Below are 16,398 nucleotides of genomic sequence, written 5' to 3' on the forward strand. Positions count from 1 at the left end.
CGCGGGTCCCACCATCATCCGTCACCGACGTGGACCCCCGCACGCGGGGCCTGCGCGCGCAGGGCCGGGAGGGTGACGACCGCCCGCAGGCCGCCCGCCGGCGCCTCGCCGAGCACCACGTCGCCGCCGAGCTCGCGCGCCACCTCGCGGGCGATCGCGAGGCCGAGCCCCGTCCCGCCGGCGTCGCGCTCGCGCGCGTCGTCGAGGCGGACGAACCGCTCGAAGACGCGCTCACGGTCCGCCGCCGGGATGCCCGGGCCGTCGTCGTCCACGCTCACCCGCGCGTCGGTGACGGTCACCTCGACGGCCATCGCCGCGTGCCGCGCGGCGTTCGCCACGAGGTTGCGCAGCACGCGGCGCACCGCGTCGTCCGTGCCGAGCGCGGCGCCGGCGCCGCGCACGTCGACCCGCACCCCGCGTGCTGCGGCGACCGGTGCCGCCGACCCGGCGGCCTCCTGCGCGGCCGCGCCGAGGTCCACGCGCACGCGCGGCACGGGCGCCGCGCCGACGCGCGCGAGCACGAGCAGGTCGTCGACGAGCGCCTGCATGCGCTCGACCTCCGGTGCGAGGTCGGCGACGAGGTCGTCGACCGGGTACGCGTCGGGGTGCGCGCGCGCCACCTCGACGGCCGCGCGCACCGCGGCGACCGGCGAGCGCAGCTCGTGCGCGGCGTCGCCGACGAACGTGCGCTGCCGCGCCGCCGACGCCTCGAGCCGGTCGAGCATGGCGTTCAGGGTCCGGGCCAGCGCGGCCAGCTCGTCGTCGGCCGCCGGCACCGGCAGCGACCCGGGCCCGCCCGCGAGCGCGACGCGGTCGGCCGCGGCACGCAGGTCCTCGACCGGGGCGAGCGCGCGCCCCAGCAGGGTCCGCACGAGCAGGGCGACGCCGAGCGTGAGCACCGGCACGACGAGCAGCAGGGCCAGGCGCGTCGCGTCGAGCACGCCGCGCACCTCGTCGAGGGGCACGCTCGTCACGACGGTCGCGGGCGCGCCGTCGAGCACGACCGCCTGCACCGCGACGCGGGCCTGCGCGTCGTAGGCGCTGCGGTCGGTCGTCCGGACCAGGACGTCGTCGCCGGCCTCCGCACGCCACGCGGCGACGGTCCCGGCGTCGAGGACCGGGAGCGTCCGGCTCGCCGTGGCCGAGGACGCGAGCACGCCGCCGTCGGCGTCGAGGACCTGCGCCACCTCGCCGGGCTCGGCGACGGGCAGCGGGTCGGGCACGCGGTCGTCGCCGACGAGGGCGGCGACCGTCGCGGCCCGGGCGCGGACGACCTCGTCGAGCGCCGCGACCCGGCCGGCGCCCAGCACGGCCGACAGCGCGAGCGCACCCACGACGAGCGCGACCGCGACGACACCCGTGGCGAGCAGCGTCAGCCGGTCCCGCAGCGACATCGCCGGGCCGGCGCGGCGGGACGGGCGTGCCGGGCCGGCGCCCGCCCGGGCGCGCGCCGGCGGTCCGCCGGGTGCCGCGCTCACGGGTCCGGCACGACCGGTGCCGCGGTGCCGATCCGGTAGCCCGCTCCGCGCACGGTCGCCACGGCGTCCTTGCCGAGCTTGCGGCGCAGGTAGCCGACGTAGACCTCGACGACGTTGGGGTCCTCCCCGCCGGTGTCGAAGACGTGGTCGAGCAGCTCGAGCTTGCCGACGACGCGGTCGCCGTGGCGCAGCAGGTACTCGAGCAGGGCCGTCTCGCGTGCGGTGAGGTCGACCGCGCGCTCGCCGCGCGAGACCTCGCGCGTGGCGGGGTCGAGCATCAGCTCGCCGGCGCGCAGCACGGCGGGGCGGGGCGCGACGGGCCGGCGCACGAGTGCGCGCAGCCGGGCCACGAGCACGACGAACGAGAACGGCTTGGTGAGGTAGTCGTCGGCGCCCACGTCGAGCCCGTCGGCGACGTCGTGCTCACCGTCCTTGGCGGAGAGCATGAGCACGGGCGTCCACACCTCGCGCTCGCGCAGGGTCGTCACGACGTCGTACCCGTGCCGGCGCGGGAGCATGACGTCGACGACGAGGACGTCGTACTCGCCGTCGGTGGCCATGCGCAGTCCCGTGTCGCCGTCGTGCGCGACGTCGACGGTGAAGCCCTCGGCGCCGAGCCCGCGGCGCAGCGCGCGCGTCAGCCCGACCTCGTCGTCCACCAGGAGCACCCGCACCCCGGCAGCATCCCACCGCGGACGACGCGCGGCCGCAGGCGTGCCCGGGCACCTCTCAGGGTGTGCTCAGCGCACCCGGGCCACAGTGGTCGGCATGGACACCAGCACCCCCGCACCCGGCCCCCGGGACGACGCCGACTCCCCCGCCCCCGTGCGCCGGCACCGCGCGCGGTGGGCCGTCCCGGCCGTCGCCGCCGCAGCCGTCGCGGCGGCGTTCGCCGCGCCGCCGCTGCTCGCGACCGCGGGCACCGCCGGCCTGCCGGAGGTCACGCCCGACGAGCTGCTGGCGCGCGTCGCCGCGGCCGAGCCGCAGGCGCTGTCCGGCACGGTCGTGCACACGGCCCGCCTGGGCCTGCCGGACCTCTCGCTCGTCGAGGTCGGCGGCGCCGACCCCGTCGCCCTGCTGGGCGGCTCGTCGACGCTGCGCGTGTGGAGCGACGGCGGTGAGCGCTCGCGCGTGTCGCTGCTCGGCCAGGCCTCGGAGTACTCGGTCGTCGCGGACGGGCCCGAGGCCTGGACGTACTCGTCCGCCGACGACGAGGTCGTGCACTACGCCCTGTCCGACGCCGACCGCACGCGGCTCGAGGCGGCGGCCGAGCAGCACGCGGCGGCACCGCCCGTCGCGGGCGACCTGCCCACGCCCGAGGAGCTCGGCCGGGCGGCGCTCGAGCGTGCCGAGCAGCACGCGACCGTCGGGGTCGACGCGGCCACGACCGTCGCCGGGCGCGACGCGTACCAGGTGGTCCTCACGCCGCGCGGCGACGCCACGCTGCTCGGCCGGGTCGTCGTGGCGGTGGACGCCGAGACGTGGACGCCGCTGCGCGTGCAGGTGTGGAGCAGCGACGACGCGGCGACGCCCGCCCTCGAGCTCGGCTTCACCGACGTGACGTTCGCGGCGCCGTCCGACGCGGTGCTCGCGTTCTCCCCGCCGCCCGGCGCGAGCGTGCGCGACGTCGTCGTGCCGCTGCCCGAGCAGCCCGCGCCGGCCGGCGTCGCCGGCGCCGACGACGCGCAGGCCCTGGCCGACGCGCTCGAGGACCCGGCGGCGACGCCGCCGCTGCCCGAGGGCGTGACCGTGACGGGTGACGGCTGGGACGCGGTCGTGCAGGTCGCGGGCGTCGACGTGGCGGGCCTGCTCGCCGCCGACCCGGCGGCGCTGGCGGAGATGTCGATGCCGGACAAGAGCATCGGCTCCTCCGAGGGCGCGCAGGAGCTCTTCGACCAGTTCGTGCCCGCCGAGGGCGAGGGCCCCGTCCCCGACCTCGACCAGCAGGCGCTGTACGACCAGCTGACGACGCCCGTCGCGGGCGGTCGGCTGCTGGAGTCCTCGCTGCTGTCGGTGCTGGTGCTCGACGACGGCCGCGTGCTGGCCGGCGCGGTGCCCGCGCAGACGCTGCTCGACCTGGCCGGCTGAGCCGGCCGTGACCACGACGGGTGCGGCAGGCGCGCGCGCGGCGGCGACCGCGGGGCAGTCTGGTGCGGTGACCGCTGCGCAGGACTCCCCGCGGCCCGTCGACGCGCGACCCACGACGGGGCAGCCGCGCGCGGGCGGGGACCGCACGCCGGACGACGCCGCCGCCGCGGTCCGCACGCGGGGGCTGACGAAGCGGTTCGCGACCGGCCAGGTCGCCGTCGACGGGCTCGACCTGCACGTGCCGCGCGGTGCGGTGTTCGGCTTCCTCGGCCCCAACGGGTCGGGCAAGACGACGACGATCCGCATGCTGCTGGGGCTCGTGCGACCCACCGCCGGCACGGTGCACCTGCTCGGCGCCCCCATGCCGGACGCCGCCGGGCGCGTGCTGCCCCGGGTCGGGGCGCTCGTCGAGGGGCCCGCGTTCCACCCGTACCTGTCCGGCCGCGCCAACCTCGCACGACTCGACGCCGCGGACGCGACGACGGACCCGCGCACCCGCGTGCACCGCACGGGCGAGGCGCTCGAGCGCGTGGGCCTCGGCGCGGCGGCGGACAAGCGCTACCGCCAGTACTCGCTCGGCATGAAGCAGCGGCTGGGCCTCGCGGCGGCGCTGCTGCGCCCCCGGGACCTGCTGGTGCTCGACGAGCCGACGAACGGCCTCGACCCGCAGGGCACGCGCGAGGTGCGCCACCTGGTGCGCGAGCTCGCGGACGGGGGCGCGACCGTGCTCGTCTCGTCGCACCTGCTGACGGAGATCGAGCAGGTCTGCACGCACGTCGGGATCATGGGCCGCGGCCGCCTGCTGCTGCAGGGGCCGCGTGCCGAGCTCACCGCGCGCCGCGGCGTGCACGTCGTGGTCCGCACGACCCCGCGCGGCGTGCAGCCCGGGCTCGCGGAGCTGCGCCGGCTGGGCCTGCCCGACGTCCGGGTCGACGGGCACGCCGCGGCCCCGGCGGACGAGCCGACCCTCGTCGCCGGCCTGCCGGACGACGCGCCGCCGCCGCAGGCCGTCGCCGCCGCGCTCGTGCGCGCGGGCGTCGACCTCGTCGCGTTCGAGGTGCGCCGGCCGTCGCTCGAGGAGCTGTTCGTCGAGCTCACCGGGGAGGGATTCGATGTCGCTCGCTGACACCACGACCACCGCCGCCGGCCCCGACGCCGCGGACCTCGGGACGTCCGGCCCGCGCCGCGGCGCCCTCGGCCGGCTCGTGCGCTCGGAGCTGCGCCTCGTCCTGGGGCGCCGGCGCAACGTCGTGCTGCTGGTCGGCCTGGCGCTGGTCCCCGTGCTGCTCGCCACCGTGCTCTTCCTCACGCAGGACTCGGCCCTCGGCGGGCAGGGCCCGCCGTTCGTGGCGCGCGTCACCGGCAACGGGCTGTTCCTCGTGGTGGCGTCCCTGTTCCTGTGCCTGCCGTTCCTGCTGCCGCTGACGATCGGCATCGCGTCGGGTGACGCGGTGGCGGGCGAGGCCGCCGCGGGGACGCTGCGCTACCTGCTCGTCGTGCCGGTGGGCCGGACGCGGCTGCTGCTGGTCAAGGCGGCGGCCGCCCTCGCGTTCGCCGCGGCGGCCGTGCTGGCGATCGCGGTGGTCGGGCTCGTGGTCGGCGGCGCGCTGTTCGGGCTGGGCGACCTCACGCTGCTGTCGGGCGACACGATCCCGCTGTCCGCGGGCGTGCTGCGGGTCGCGGGCGTGGTCGCGTACGTGGGCCTGTCGATGACGGGCCTCGTCGCGGTCGGGCTGTTCTTCTCGACGCTCACGGAGGTGCCGGTGGGCGCGATGGCGGCGACCGTCGTCGTCGCGGTCGTCTCGAGCGTCCTCACGCAGCTGCCGCAGCTCGCCGCGATCCACCCGGCGCTGCTGACCACGCACTGGTTCGACTTCGCCGAGATGCTGCGGATCCAGCCGGACGCGGGCGTCCTGCTCGAGGGGCTCGCGGTGCAGGCGGGCTGGGTCGCGGTGTTCGGCTCGCTCGCCTGGGCGCGGTTCACGACTGCCGACGTCTCGTCGTGACCACCCGTCGGGCGCCGGGCGCGGTGCCAGACTCGGGCGCATGACGATCTTCGGGACCGACGTCGACCGCACCGAGGGGCTGACCTACGCCGTCGTCCTCACCCGCGCCGGCCGCGACGCGGTGCTCGCGGCGCTCACGGCGGAGCGGTTCTCGGGCTGGGTCGGCCCCGCGGACGAGTGGGTCGTCGTCGTCCCCCAGACGCCGCTCGGCCACGTCGCCGCCCGGCGCCAGCACGTCGAGGAGCTCGGTCGCACGCTGTCCCTGGCGGTCGGCGCGCCCGTCGTCGTGGTGGTCGTGACGAGGGACGAGCTGCTGCAGCTGTGGGCGTGGGACGGTGCGACGCTCGTGGCCGAGTACGTCTCCGACCCGTCCGTGGCGGACCCGGACGACGAGACCGCGGCCTGGTCGGGCCCGACGGGCGCGCACCGGGCGCCGGCGCTGGCCGCGCTCGCCGGGCGGCCCGACGCCGCCGAGGAGGTCGGGGAGCTGCTCGGCGAGGAGCTGGGCGAGTCCGAGCAGGAGTCGGAGCGGCTCGTGGCGCTCGCGCGGCTGCTGGGCTGGCCGGACTGGCTCGTCGCCGTCGACTCGCTGCCGCGCCGCGTGCCCGGCGGCCCCGACGCCGACGCCTTCCAGCGCCTGCGCGTCGGGCGGACGGGCGCCGCGGGCGTGCTGGCCGCGCGGGCGGCGCGCGTCGTGCGCCGCGAGTCGTGACGCCCGGGCGCCGCGAGACCCTGGGCAGCGGCGCCCGCGCGCGGCAGGCTGGACCCGTGACCGCCGAGCCGCCGACCAGTGCGACCGCCGCGCGGCTGCGCGAGCTGGTGCTCCTGCGCCGGGTCCGCGACCGCATGGACCGCGACTACGCCCAGCCGCTCGACGTCGAGGCGCTCGCGCGCGACGTCCACCTGTCGGCCGGGCACCTGAGCCGGCGGTTCCGTGCCGTGTTCGGGGAGTCCCCCCACAGCTACCTGATGACCCGGCGGATCGAGCGCGCGATGACGCTCCTGCGGCGCGGCGACCTGTCCGTCACGGACGTGTGCTTCGCGGTGGGCTGCTCGTCGCTCGGGACCTTCAGCACGCGGTTCTCCGAGCTCGTCGGCATGTCCCCGAGCGCGTACCGGCGGCTCGCCGCCGACGAGGGCCGGGGCCTGCCCGGCTGCGTCGCCAAGCAGGTCATGCGACCCGTCAGGAATCGAGAAGCACGACCGGCGCGCGGCTCCCTAGCGTGAGCGGCATGGACCTCATCATCAGCTCGACGTTCCTGCCGGCCGACGACCCGGAGACGTCCCTGGCCTTCTACCGCGACGTGCTCGGCTTCGAGGTGCGCCTCGACGTCGGCTACGGCGACATGCGCTGGATCACGGTCGGCGCCCCCGAGCAGCCGCAGACGTCCGTCGTGCTGCACCCCCCGGGCGCCGACCCCGGCCTCACGGACGACGAGCGCCGCACGATCGCCGAGCTCATGGCCAAGGGCAGCTACGCCTCGATCGTCCTGGGCACCTCGGACGTCGACGCGACCTTCGCCCGCGTGGAGGCCGCCGGCGGCGAGGTCGTGCAGGAGCCGACGGACCAGCCGTACGGCCTGCGCGACTGCGCGTTCCGCGACCCCGCCGGCAACATGATCCGCATCAACCAGCTGACCTGACGCCGCGGGCGGGGCGCGCCCGGGGGCGTCGACGCCGCCCGCACCCGCGACGCAGGGCAGGATGGGCGCGTGAGCGTCACCGGTACCGATCAGCCCCGCGTCCTGCGCAGTGCCCTCCTCGTCGACTTCGACAACGTCTACATCGGCCTCAAGCGGCTCGACCCCGCCGCGGCCGAGGCGTTCGCCACCGACCCGGCCCACTGGCTCGCCGAGCTCGCGCAGGGCTCCGACACGGACGGCGAGCTGACCCGCCGGTTCCTCGTGCGCGCCTGCTACCTCAACCCGTCGGTGTACTCGCGGTACCGCCCCAACTTCACGCGCGCCGGGTTCCGGGTCGTCGACTGCCCGTCGCTGACGCAGCAGGGCAAGAGCAGCGCCGACATCAACCTGGTCCTCGACGCGGTCGACGCGCTCGCCGCGCCGACGCGGTACGACGAGTTCGTCATCGTCTCGGCCGACGCGGACTTCACCCCGCTCGCCCAGCGGTGCCGCGCCGACGACCGCCGCGTCACGATCATCACCGCGAGCCCCGCGGCCAGCGCGTACCGCGCGGTCGCCGACACCGTCGTGGGCGCCGACGCGCTCGCCGACCTCGTGACCCAGACCTTGTCCCCGCTGGACGCGGACCAGGCCGTGACGCCCGACGCGGCCGCCGGCCTGCCGGTCGAGGCGCCGGCGACGCAGCGCCCCGCGACGGGCACCGCGGCCGCGGGCCCGGCGCCCGTCGCGGCGGCCCCCACGGCGGCCGCCACGGACGCGACCACTCCGGGGACCGCGGCCGGCGGCACGGACCACGTGACCGGCCCCGCCGCCGTGCAGCCGAGCCAGGCCGAGGCCCGCGCGCGCCGCGCCGTGCTCCGCCACGTGCGCACCGCGGACGGACCCGTGCCGCTCGGCGCGGTCGCACAGGCCGCACTCACGGCCGACCCGAGCATGACGGCGACGCAGTGGGCCGGCGCGGGCGGGTTCACGGCGTGGCTCACGCGCACGCTGCCCGAGCTCGGCGTCTCGACCCGCCCGCCGGGTCACGTGTGGGACGCCCGCCGGTTCGGCGAGGCGGACCTGCCGGGAGCGGTGGCCGACACCGACCCGACCGACCTGCAGCGCCAGGTCATCGCCGTGACGGACACCCCCGGCCTGAGCCAGGCCCAGTACCGCGTGCTGCTCGAGACGCTCGCGCACGACGTGACGGCGCACCCGTTCGACCGCGTGACGACGTCGCGCCGGGTGCACGAGGCCTGCCAGCAGGCGGGCGCGAAGGTCGGCCGGTCGACCGTGAACTTCGTCATCTCGGGCGTGCTGTACGTGGGGCTGTCCCTGACGGAGCCGCGCACCCCGCGGGACGTCGCGCGCGCCTGGTCGGACAACGTCATCGGCCTGTGCCGCGGCGCGCGCATGGAGCTGACCTCGGGGGACGCCGCGGCGATCCGCTCGTGGGTCGGCGGCGGCCTCGCGGACGCCTGAGCACGCCTGAGCACGCCTGAGCACGCCTGACGAGCGCTGCGCACGAGGACAGCACGACGACGGCCCGGCCGCCCGACAGGGCGACCGGGCCGTCGTGTGCCGGTGCGGTGGCGTCAGGCAGCGACGGGCGGGGCCACACGCTCGCCCGCGGCCGGCCCCCGGTACGTGCTGCCGTCGAGCCACAGGACGTAGAGGAAGACGAAGGGCAGCAGCACGAGCCCGACGGTGAAGCCGGTGCCGTGGCCGAAGGACGTGGACAGGTCGTTCCACAGGATGACGGCGACGACGACGTTCACGACGGGCACGAGCATGAGCAGGACCCACCAGAGCGGGCGCCCGGCGATCTTGAGCAGCACGATCGTGTTCAGGATGGGCACGAAGCCCTTCCACCCCGCCTCGCCGGCCTTGGTGAAGATGCCGTAGAGAGGCAGGCCCATGATGACGATGCCGAGGACGAGGCCGATGAGGGAGCCGACGCCGGCGCCGGCCGCGACGGCGGCGGGGTCGGTCGTGGTGGTGAGCGCGGTGAGCATGGCGCGAAACGTAACGGCCACGGTCGCGTCCGCGCCGGTCGGCGTCCGGATCGGTCCCTCGATCGGCGTAGCCGGGCACCCGACCGCCGCCGCGTCAGCGCAGGAAGCCCTCCACCAGCGCCGCGAGCTCGCGCGGGCGCCGGGTCGGCAGGAAGTGCCCCGCGCGCGGCACGACCGCCAGGCGCGCGTCCGGGAGGGAGTCCACCAGGAGCGCGGTGTGCTCGGGACGGACGGCGTCGCGCTCCCCCACGACCACCAGCACGGGCACGGTCACGCGCACCAGGTCGGCGGGGTCGATCTGCGGGTGCTCCGTCATGAGCGCCGTCCGCTCGGCCACCGCCCCCAGCGCGGGCACGACCCGGGACAGCCCGCGCAGGAGCCGTTCCGCCACCACCGTGGCGCGCAGCGTGGCCGCGGTCAGACCGGCCGGGAACAGGTTCGCGCCCACGGCGACGAGCCGCCCGACCAGCCCGGGCCGGCGCAGCGCCAGCTCGAAGGCCACGTTCGCGCCGTCGCTGAAGCCCAGCACGTCGACGTCGCGCAGCCCGAGCAGGTCGAGCACGACGGCGACGTCGTCCGCCATCGACGCGATGGACAGGGGCCCGCCGCCACGCAGGGAGCGCCCGTGGGCCCGCGAGTCGAGACCCACGAGCGTGCGCCCCCGGCCCAGCAGCGGCACGAGGCGGTCGAACACGTGGTGGTCCTCCGCGTTGCCGTGCAGCAGCACGAGCGGGCGGCCCGACCCGCGCGTGACCACCCAGAGCGGACCGACGCGCCCGCCGGGCGCGGCGAGGTCGCGCAGGGACGGTCGGGGCGCGCCGGGCTCGGTCATCCTGGCAGGCTAACGCCGCCCGACCAGGGCCGGCGGGGCGCCGCTCGCGTCCACCGCGACCCCCGTCGGCCGACTCAGCGCAGCGCCTCGGCGAGCAGGCGCAGCGTGTCCTCGCGCGCCGGGGCGCGGTCGGCCGGGGTGTCGCGGAACGCACCCGTGACGGGCGAGACCATGAGCTCGTCGGTGCCGAGGTGGGCCGCGAGGTCGCGCACCTGCGCCGCCGCGGACGCCGGGTCGCCGATGATCCACGACGCGGTCTGCGCCGCGAGCAGCTCGTCGGCGGCTGCCGGCAGCGGGCTCGCCTCGGCGTCCTCGACGAGCTCCTGCGGTGCCAGGGTCTGGCCCGCGCGCAGGCGCCACATCGTGCGGACCTGCGGCAGGGCGAGCCGGCGGGCCTCGTCCTCGGTGGCGGCGACCGCGACGTTCGCGACCGCGATGGTGCGGGGCTCGGCGAGCTCCTCCGACGGCACGAACGTCGACCGGTACAGCGCGACGGCCTCGCCCGTGCCGCGGCCGGCGAAGTGGTGGGCGAACACGTACGGCAGGCCGAGCCGCCCGGCGAGCTGCGCCGAGTACGAGGACGACCCGAGCAGCCACAGCTGGGGCGCCGACGTGGCGAGCGGCGTCGCGCGCAGCGGGTACGTGCCCGAGCCGACGCGGACCTCGACGCCGCCGGGCCGCACGAGCGCGCGCAGGGTCGCGACGTCGTCGTCGAAGGTGTCGACCGCGTCGGCGGACTGCCCGCGCCGCAGCAGGTGGCTGGTCACCGGGTCCGACCCGGGCGCGCGCCCGATGCCGACGTCGACGCGCCCCGGGTACGCCGCCTCGAGGAGGGCGACCTGCTCGGCGACGACCAGCGGCGAGTGGTTCGGCAGCATGACACCGCCCGAGCCGACCCGGATGCGCGACGTCGCGGCGGCGATGAGCGCCATGAGCAGCGGCGGGTTGGTCGCGGCCACGGCCGGCATGTTGTGGTGCTCGGCGACCCAGTACCGGCGCGCCCCCACCTCGTCCGCGACGCGGGCCAGCGCGAGCGTGGCGGCCAGCGCGTCGGCGGTGGTCTGGTCGGAGCGGACGGGGACGAGGTCGAGCACGGAGAGAGCGGTCACGTGCGTGCCAACCCCCGGGGCCCGCCCCGGCATTCCGGGACGTGCGTCACGGCGCGGCGGACGTCCCCGGTCCGGCGCCGTCCCCGTCGCGCTCGAGCAGCGTCAGGACCTCGTAGTGGCCGGTGTGCGGGAACATGTCGAGCACCTGCGCCCGGCGCGGTCGCAGCGACGGCATCGCGGCGAGGTCCCGCGCGAGCGAGCCGGCGTGGCACGAGGAGTACAGGACGCGCCGCACCCCCGACGCCTCGAGCCACCGGCTCAGCGGCTCACCCAGCCCGCGCCGCGGCGGGTTGACGACGACGAGGTCGGGGACGTCCCGCGACGCGAGCGCGAAGCCCGTGGCGTCACCGGCGAGGAACCGCGTGCCCGGCAGCCCGGCCTCGCGCGCGGACTGCTCCGCGCTCGCGACGGCCTCCGCGCTCGTCTCGACCCCGACCACCGTGCGCCCGGGGCGCGCCAGGTGCAGCGCGAACCCGCCGACGCCGCAGTACAGGTCCCACACGGTGCGGGGGTCGAGCTCGTCCGCCCACGCGGTGGCCTGCCGGTACAGCGCCGCGGCGACGTCCGTGTTGGTCTGGAAGAAGCTGCGGGGCCGCAGGTGCAGGTCGAGGCCGTTGACGCGCATGCGCAGGGTGTCGCGCTCGGTCAGCACCTCCTCGCGCTCGCCCTCGAGCACCGCCGCGTGCGCGGGCTGGACGTTCACCGACGCCACCGCGAGCGCGGGCACCTCGGCACGCAGCCACGGCAGGTGCTTGCGCACGCGCGCCAGCGCCTCGGTGCTGCGCAGCACGAGGCGGACCATGAGCTCGCCGTCCGGGCTGACGGTGACGAGCAGGTGCTTGAGCTCCCCGCGGCGGGTGGGCACGTCGTACGGCGCGAGGCCCGCGCGCGTGACGAACGCGGCGAGGGGCGCGAACGCGTCCGACAGGGCCGCGGGGTAGAGCGGGCAGCCCTGCAGGTCCACGCCGTGACCGTGCGGGTCGAGGATCCCGAGCGTCGGCGCGTCGGGGGTGCCGGCGACCACCATCTTGGCCTTGTTGCGGAAGCCCGCCTCGGCGCTCGTGACCGGCGGCAGCCACGTCAGCCCGCCCCGGTCCCCCAGCAGGACGCGCACGCGGCGGTCCTTGTCGGCGACCTGCGCCGGGTACGGCTGCGGCAGGAGCGTGCACGAGCCGCACACGCCCGCGTCGTAGTAGGCGCAGCGCACGGGTCCAGGGTAGGCGCCCGGGGGCGCGCACACGGCGCGGCGGCCCGGTCCTGGTGGACCGGGCCGCCGCGCCGTGACGTGCGGGAGGAGCGTCAGTAGCCCTGGGGGCTGTACGCCTGGCTCCCCTGGTCCTCGTCCTGGCCGGAGCCGCCCTGGACGCGCTCGCGCGCACCCTGGGCGTCGTCCTTGACCGAGGCCACCTCGTCCTGGCTGACGTCCTTGACCGACTGGACGCCCTCCGTCGCGCGCTCCTTGAGCGCACCGGCCGCCTCCTGCGCGGGCTCCCGCAGGTTCTCGGCGGCCTCCTGGGCGGCGCCCTTCACCGCGGGCGCGAGGTCCTGCGCCTTGTCCTTGACCGCCGAGGCGGCCTGCGTCTCCCGCTGGCTGGCGGGCAGCAGGGAGCCGACGATCCAGCCGATGCCGAAGGCGACGAGCCCGGCGGCGAGCGGGTTGCCCGCGGCCGCCTCCCTGGCACGGGCGGGGGCGGCCGCAGCCGCGTCCCGCACGTTCCCGGGGGCGCCCGCGATGGTGCCACCGACGGACGAGCCCGCCGACGACGCCGAGTCCTTGACGCCGTGCGCCTTGTCCGAGACCGACTGGCCCGCGTCGCTGACCGTGCCCATGACCCGCTCCTTCACGTCGGCGAGCCGACCCTTGACCTCGTCGGCCTTGCGGTGCGCGACCGTCTTGGGGTTGACGCTGTCCGTCAGCTGGTCGACGTTGGCGGAGAGGTCCGCGCGGGTGCGCTCGATGTCGGCGCGGATCTGGTCCGGGTCGCTCGTGCTCATCGGTTCTTCTCCTCGTGTCCTCGGGCGGCGTTGGGGATCTTCTTCAGGGTCTCGGCCGTGCGCGGAGCGCCACGGACCTCCTTGACCTGCTTCTGCCCGCGCTTGACCAGCACGTACGCGACGACTCCCCACAGGATCGCCACGACGAGGGCCGACCAGCCCCGGTTGATGAGCGCGCCGAGCGCCCACCACAGGGAGATCGACACGAACACCAGCGCGAGCTGGGCCGCGACGAGCGCGCCGCCGAACATCCCGGCACCCGCCCCGGCCTTCTTCGCCTCCTCGGTGAGCTCGACCTTGGCGAGCTCGACCTCCTGGCGGAACAGCGTCGACAGGTCCTCGGTGATCTCGCTGAGGAGCGTGCCGATCGACGGACGGTCGTCCGCGTCGGGGGCTGCCTCCGTCGCGCCGACCGGCGTGCTCGCCGGGAAGCCGGCCGACCCCGCGGCGCCGGGGGCGCCGAGGGGGTCGGTGGCCCCGTAGCCGGTGGTCATCGCTGGTCCTCCCGCTCGACGCCGGTCCACGGCTCACCCGTCGCGGTACCGCCCACGCCGGGCTGGTCGTCCGGGATGCCGCCGGGCGTCGTCTGCACGGGTGCGGGGCCGCCGACGGTCTCGTCGGACGCGGCGCCCTCCCCGTAGACGGCGCGCGACGCGGCGAGGTACTCGGGCTCCTCGGCGGCGGGCGTGGGCGTCCCCCACGCCCCCTCGGTGCCGACGGTCGAGGCGTCGTCCGCGACGGACCCGGTCGGCAGCGTGCCGCCCAGGTCGTCGTCGGCCGTCGTCGCCGCACCCGCGTAGCCGGCACCCGTGGCGTAGCCGGCACCCGTCGCGTAGCCGGCGTCCGTGGCGTAGCCGGCGTCCGTGGCGTAGCCGCCCGTCGTGGTGACGTCGGTCGTGGTGCCCGTGGTCGTCGAGTCGGTGCCGGAGGCCGCGCTCAGACCGCGCGTCAGGCGACCGGCCAGGAGGCCCGCACCGGCCGCGACGGCCAGGAAGACGCCCGGCCGGCGGCGTGCGAAGTCGGAGACGGCCGTGAGCAGGTCGGCCGGCTCGCGGTCCTCGAGCCAGGACGCGGCGGTGCCGGTCCGGTCGGCGAGCTCGCGGGCGAGCCCCGTGGCGAGGCCGCCGCCCTGGGCGTTGTCCGCCATGGTGCTGAGCTCGTCGCCGAGCCCACGCAGGCCCTCGGCGAGCCGCTGCTGCTGCGCGCCGGCCTGGCCGCTCACCTCGGTGCGTGCCTGGTCGAGGAGGGTGCGGGCCTGCTCCTTGGCCTCGGCCGTCACCTGGCGTACCTGGTCCTTGGCCTCGTGCGCCACGGTGCGGCCGCTCTCGGCTGCGCTCTGGGCGACGCCTGCCGCCTCCTGCTGCGCCGCCTGAGCGGTCTCCTTGGCGGTCTGCGTGGCCGATCCCGTGCCGCTGCTTGCGCCGCCGGCCTGGCCGGCTGCGTAGTCGGTGCTCATGTCGTCGTCCTCTCACCACGGGTGCGCGTGCACCCGTCGGACCGCTGGGGTCGTTCGATCCGTCCCGCTGCGACCAGGGGGGGCCGGCGCGGCGACCGGGAGGTCGCCGTGCGGGACGGATGTGCTGATGGCCGTGTTCTCGACCTGTCGACGCGGGGACCGCGCCGTCCTCCGGGGTGCGCACCCCGGCCATGCATCCGGCCCACGGGATGCGCATCACCGTGGCCGGCGTCGTAGTGCGACGCTAGGCACACCGTCCAGGTCTCGCCACCGGAACGGGTCCGTCCGTACCGAAGCGGACGGCGCCGGGACCGGCCGGAGGGCCACCGCCCGGGCGCTCGCCGGGCGCGCCGGCTCCCGCGCCCCTACGGTCGTAGCCGGACGTCCGTCGAGACCGGGAGGCGCCGTGCCAGACCGCCGATCCGCGAGGACGAGCGCCACGCGCGACCCCGCCGCACCCGGCCGGGACGACCCGGCCCGGACCGTCGGACGCGTGCTGCTGGGCGCGGTGCTCGCGCTGGCGGGCACGGGCCACCTGACGTTCGCACGCCAGGACTTCCAGGCGCAGGTGCCCGCGTGGGTGCCCCTGGACCCGGACGTGACGGTCGTGGCGTCGGGCGTCGTCGAGGTGGCCCTCGGGACGGCGCTGGTCGTGGCGCCGCGGCGCTGGCGGCCGCTCGTCGGCGGGGTCGTCGCCGCCTTCTTCGTCGCGGTCTTCCCGGGCAACGTCTCCCAGTACGTCACCGGCACCGACGCCTTCGGGCTCGACTCGGACGCGCGGCGCCTCGCGCGGCTGCCGTTCCAGCCGCTGCTCGTGGTGTGGGCGCTGTGGTCGACCGGTGCGTGGCGCGCCTTCCGCGGGTGGCGGCGCGCGCGACGCTGAGCCGACGGCCGGCCCGCGCGTCAGGCCGCGGCGAGCGCCGCGTCGATCTGCCCGAACGCCTGCGCCATCCCCTCGGCCATGCCGGTGGCGAGCATCTGCTCCATCACGTCCGCGCCGGCGAACTGCGTCGTCACGGTCATCGTCGTGCCGGCCCCGGCGGGCTCCAGCGTGACGACCATCCGCATGGCGGGGACCGTGGTCGTCGGCTCGCCGTCGTCGTCCGCGAACGCGTCGTCGAGCTCGAGCCGGTGCGGTGCGTCCACCGCGACGAACCGCCAGTGGCCACGGGCGACCTCCCCCGCCGGGCCGGTCATGTGGTACTTCGCCACGCCGCCCGGACGCAGGTCGTGGCTGTCGAACGTGGCGGGCCAGGTCGGCGGTCCCCACCAGCGCTCGAGCCGGCGCGGGTCGGCCCACAGGTCCCAGGCGCGCTCGGGCGGGGCGGCGAGGTCGGCGACGAGGGTGAGCGTCAGCGCCTCGGGGTCGGTGGTCGTGCGGGTGACGGTCATGCGGGGACTCCGTCCGGTGCGGCGGGAGGTGCGGGAGCGTCGGGCGGTGTCCCACCGTCCGGGTCGAGCTCGGCGAGGACGGCCGCCATGCGGTCGGCCCGTCCGCGCCAGAGCTCCTCGAGGGCCGCCAGCAGGCGCGCCGCCCGGCGCAGGGCGTCCACGTGCCCGTGGACGATCTGCTCGCGCCCGCGCCGCTGCTTCACGACGAGGTGCGCGCGCTCCAGGACGGCCACGTGCTTCTGGACCGCCGCGAAGCTCATGGCGTAGTGGGCCGCGAGCGCCGAGACCGACGCCTCCTGCACGAGCACGCGGCGCACGATGTCGCGCCGGGTCGCGTCCGCGAGGGCGTGGAAGAGCAGGTCGGTCTGCTCGTCCTCGCACGGTAACTCATCTACAACCATG

The 16,398-nt window shown here is 76.9% G+C and carries 19 protein-coding genes; 8 read left to right on the top strand and 11 right to left on the bottom strand.

All coding sequences use genetic code 11. The features are described 5' to 3' along the window. Positions 1–14: 14 nt before the first annotated feature. Positions 15–1,478, bottom strand: coding sequence for a sensor histidine kinase (locus E5225_RS11645; RefSeq protein ID WP_243738401.1), 1,464 nt, complete (start codon positions 1,476–1,478; stop codon positions 15–17). Beyond that, entirely contained in the window at positions 1,475–2,152 is a 678-nt protein-coding gene (locus tag E5225_RS11650) for a response regulator transcription factor (protein ID WP_135975309.1), read from the bottom strand. The genes E5225_RS11645 and E5225_RS11650 overlap by 4 nt, the downstream gene beginning before the upstream one ends. A gap of 94 nt (positions 2,153–2,246) precedes the next feature. Here E5225_RS11650 and E5225_RS11655 point away from each other — a divergent pair, with 94 nt between their 5' ends. The 7 genes from E5225_RS11655 (at position 2,247) to E5225_RS17755 (ending at position 8,679) form a co-directional block, all read left to right on the top strand. Further along, positions 2,247–3,566, top strand: coding sequence for a LolA family protein (locus E5225_RS11655; protein WP_135975307.1), 1,320 nt, complete (start codon positions 2,247–2,249; stop codon positions 3,564–3,566). Between the two features lie 67 nt (positions 3,567–3,633). Continuing rightward, positions 3,634–4,692, top strand: coding sequence for an ABC transporter ATP-binding protein (locus E5225_RS11660; RefSeq protein WP_208012636.1), 1,059 nt, complete (start codon positions 3,634–3,636; stop codon positions 4,690–4,692). Beyond that, positions 4,679–5,572 carry an ABC transporter permease subunit gene (locus E5225_RS11665; RefSeq protein ID WP_135975304.1) on the top strand — a complete coding sequence of 298 codons (894 nt, stop codon included), beginning with the start codon at positions 4,679–4,681 and terminating at the stop codon, positions 5,570–5,572. Before E5225_RS11660 ends, E5225_RS11665 begins: the two co-directional genes overlap by 14 nt. Positions 5,573–5,612: 40 nt before the next feature. Beyond that, on the top strand, positions 5,613–6,284 hold the full coding sequence (locus tag E5225_RS11670) for a hypothetical protein (RefSeq protein ID WP_136225432.1): 672 nt from the start codon (positions 5,613–5,615) through the stop codon (positions 6,282–6,284). A 134-nt stretch (positions 6,285–6,418) separates the two neighbouring features. After that, positions 6,419–6,799, top strand: a complete 381-nt coding sequence (locus tag E5225_RS11675; RefSeq protein WP_135975652.1) for a helix-turn-helix transcriptional regulator — start codon at positions 6,419–6,421, stop codon at positions 6,797–6,799. Positions 6,800–6,804: 5 nt separating this feature from the next. After that, positions 6,805–7,215, top strand: a complete 411-nt coding sequence (locus tag E5225_RS11680; protein WP_208012664.1) for a VOC family protein — start codon at positions 6,805–6,807, stop codon at positions 7,213–7,215. A 69-nt stretch (positions 7,216–7,284) separates the two neighbouring features. Further along, the gene (locus tag E5225_RS17755) at positions 7,285–8,679 is read left to right on the top strand and encodes an NYN domain-containing protein (protein ID WP_208543831.1); all 1,395 of its coding nucleotides are present in this window, start codon (positions 7,285–7,287) and stop codon (positions 8,677–8,679) included. Positions 8,680–8,792: 113 nt separating this feature from the next. On the opposite strand, the gene E5225_RS11690 is transcribed toward E5225_RS17755, so the two are convergent. The 7 genes from E5225_RS11690 to E5225_RS11720 all read right to left on the bottom strand — a co-directional run bounded on the left by E5225_RS11690 (position 8,793) and on the right by E5225_RS11720 (position 14,604). After that, positions 8,793–9,212, bottom strand: a complete 420-nt coding sequence (locus E5225_RS11690; RefSeq protein ID WP_135971850.1) for a DUF5684 domain-containing protein — start codon at positions 9,210–9,212, stop codon at positions 8,793–8,795. Positions 9,213–9,306: 94 nt separating this feature from the next. Beyond that, positions 9,307–10,044 (bottom strand): alpha/beta fold hydrolase, encoded by a 738-nt coding sequence (locus E5225_RS11695; protein ID WP_135971851.1) that lies wholly within the window; start codon positions 10,042–10,044, stop codon positions 9,307–9,309. Between the two features lie 74 nt (positions 10,045–10,118). Continuing rightward, entirely contained in the window at positions 10,119–11,186 is a 1,068-nt protein-coding gene (locus tag E5225_RS11700) for an LLM class flavin-dependent oxidoreductase (protein ID WP_135971852.1), read from the bottom strand. Between the two features lie 13 nt (positions 11,187–11,199). Continuing rightward, complete coding sequence (gene rlmC, locus E5225_RS11705; protein WP_135971853.1) at positions 11,200–12,360, bottom strand: 23S rRNA (uracil(747)-C(5))-methyltransferase RlmC; 1,161 nt, start codon at positions 12,358–12,360, stop codon at positions 11,200–11,202. A 92-nt stretch (positions 12,361–12,452) separates the two neighbouring features. Continuing rightward, positions 12,453–13,148: a DUF3618 domain-containing protein gene (locus E5225_RS11710; RefSeq protein ID WP_135971854.1), complete on the bottom strand. Its 696-nt coding sequence runs from the start codon at positions 13,146–13,148 to the stop codon at positions 12,453–12,455. Next, positions 13,145–13,642: a phage holin family protein gene (locus tag E5225_RS11715; RefSeq protein WP_135971855.1), complete on the bottom strand. Its 498-nt coding sequence runs from the start codon at positions 13,640–13,642 to the stop codon at positions 13,145–13,147. The genes E5225_RS11710 and E5225_RS11715 overlap by 4 nt, the downstream gene beginning before the upstream one ends. Continuing rightward, positions 13,639–14,604: a hypothetical protein gene (locus E5225_RS11720; RefSeq protein WP_135971856.1), complete on the bottom strand. Its 966-nt coding sequence runs from the start codon at positions 14,602–14,604 to the stop codon at positions 13,639–13,641. Before E5225_RS11720 ends, E5225_RS11715 begins: the two co-directional genes overlap by 4 nt. Positions 14,605–15,010: 406 nt before the next feature. Here E5225_RS11720 and E5225_RS17955 point away from each other — a divergent pair, with 406 nt between their 5' ends. Continuing rightward, positions 15,011–15,487: a DoxX family protein gene (locus E5225_RS17955; RefSeq protein ID WP_135971857.1), complete on the top strand. Its 477-nt coding sequence runs from the start codon at positions 15,011–15,013 to the stop codon at positions 15,485–15,487. 20 nt (positions 15,488–15,507) lie between these two features. On the opposite strand, the gene E5225_RS11730 is transcribed toward E5225_RS17955, so the two are convergent. Together E5225_RS11730 and E5225_RS11735 are read right to left on the bottom strand one after the other, a co-directional pair. After that, on the bottom strand, positions 15,508–15,996 hold the full coding sequence (locus tag E5225_RS11730; protein WP_135971858.1) for an SRPBCC family protein: 489 nt from the start codon (positions 15,994–15,996) through the stop codon (positions 15,508–15,510). Further along, positions 15,993–16,397, bottom strand: coding sequence for an ArsR/SmtB family transcription factor (locus E5225_RS11735; RefSeq protein ID WP_135971859.1), 405 nt, complete (start codon positions 16,395–16,397; stop codon positions 15,993–15,995). Before E5225_RS11735 ends, E5225_RS11730 begins: the two co-directional genes overlap by 4 nt. Between the last annotated feature and the right edge of the window lies 1 nt (position 16,398).

The organism is Cellulomonas shaoxiangyii, assembly GCF_004798685.1.
Classification (GTDB): domain Bacteria; phylum Actinomycetota; class Actinomycetes; order Actinomycetales; family Cellulomonadaceae; genus Cellulomonas; species Cellulomonas shaoxiangyii.

What these genes read in the sequence shown, in the direction of transcription:
- E5225_RS11655 (WP_135975307.1), top strand. Translation starts at nt 2,247, where the DNA reads ATGGACACCAGCACCCCCGCACCCGGCCCCCGGGACGACGCCGACTCC.
- E5225_RS11665 (WP_135975304.1), top strand. Translation starts at nt 4,679, where the DNA reads ATGTCGCTCGCTGACACCACGACCACCGCCGCCGGCCCCGACGCCGCG.
- E5225_RS11670 (WP_136225432.1), top strand. Translation starts at nt 5,613, where the DNA reads ATGACGATCTTCGGGACCGACGTCGACCGCACCGAGGGGCTGACCTAC.
- E5225_RS11675 (WP_135975652.1), top strand. Translation starts at nt 6,419, where the DNA reads ATGGACCGCGACTACGCCCAGCCGCTCGACGTCGAGGCGCTCGCGCGC.
- E5225_RS11680 (WP_208012664.1), top strand. Translation starts at nt 6,805, where the DNA reads ATGGACCTCATCATCAGCTCGACGTTCCTGCCGGCCGACGACCCGGAG.
- E5225_RS11690 (WP_135971850.1), bottom strand. Translation starts at nt 9,212, where the DNA reads ATGCTCACCGCGCTCACCACCACGACCGACCCCGCCGCCGTCGCGGCC.
- E5225_RS11695 (WP_135971851.1), bottom strand. Translation starts at nt 10,044, where the DNA reads ATGACCGAGCCCGGCGCGCCCCGACCGTCCCTGCGCGACCTCGCCGCG.
- E5225_RS11700 (WP_135971852.1), bottom strand. Translation starts at nt 11,186, where the DNA reads ATGCCGGGGCGGGCCCCGGGGGTTGGCACGCACGTGACCGCTCTCTCC.
- E5225_RS11710 (WP_135971854.1), bottom strand. Translation starts at nt 13,148, where the DNA reads ATGAGCACGAGCGACCCGGACCAGATCCGCGCCGACATCGAGCGCACC.
- E5225_RS11715 (WP_135971855.1), bottom strand. Translation starts at nt 13,642, where the DNA reads ATGACCACCGGCTACGGGGCCACCGACCCCCTCGGCGCCCCCGGCGCC.
- E5225_RS11720 (WP_135971856.1), bottom strand. Translation starts at nt 14,604, where the DNA reads ATGAGCACCGACTACGCAGCCGGCCAGGCCGGCGGCGCAAGCAGCGGC.
- E5225_RS11730 (WP_135971858.1), bottom strand. Translation starts at nt 15,996, where the DNA reads ATGACCGTCACCCGCACGACCACCGACCCCGAGGCGCTGACGCTCACC.
- E5225_RS11735 (WP_135971859.1), bottom strand. Translation starts at nt 16,397, where the DNA reads ATGGTTGTAGATGAGTTACCGTGCGAGGACGAGCAGACCGACCTGCTC.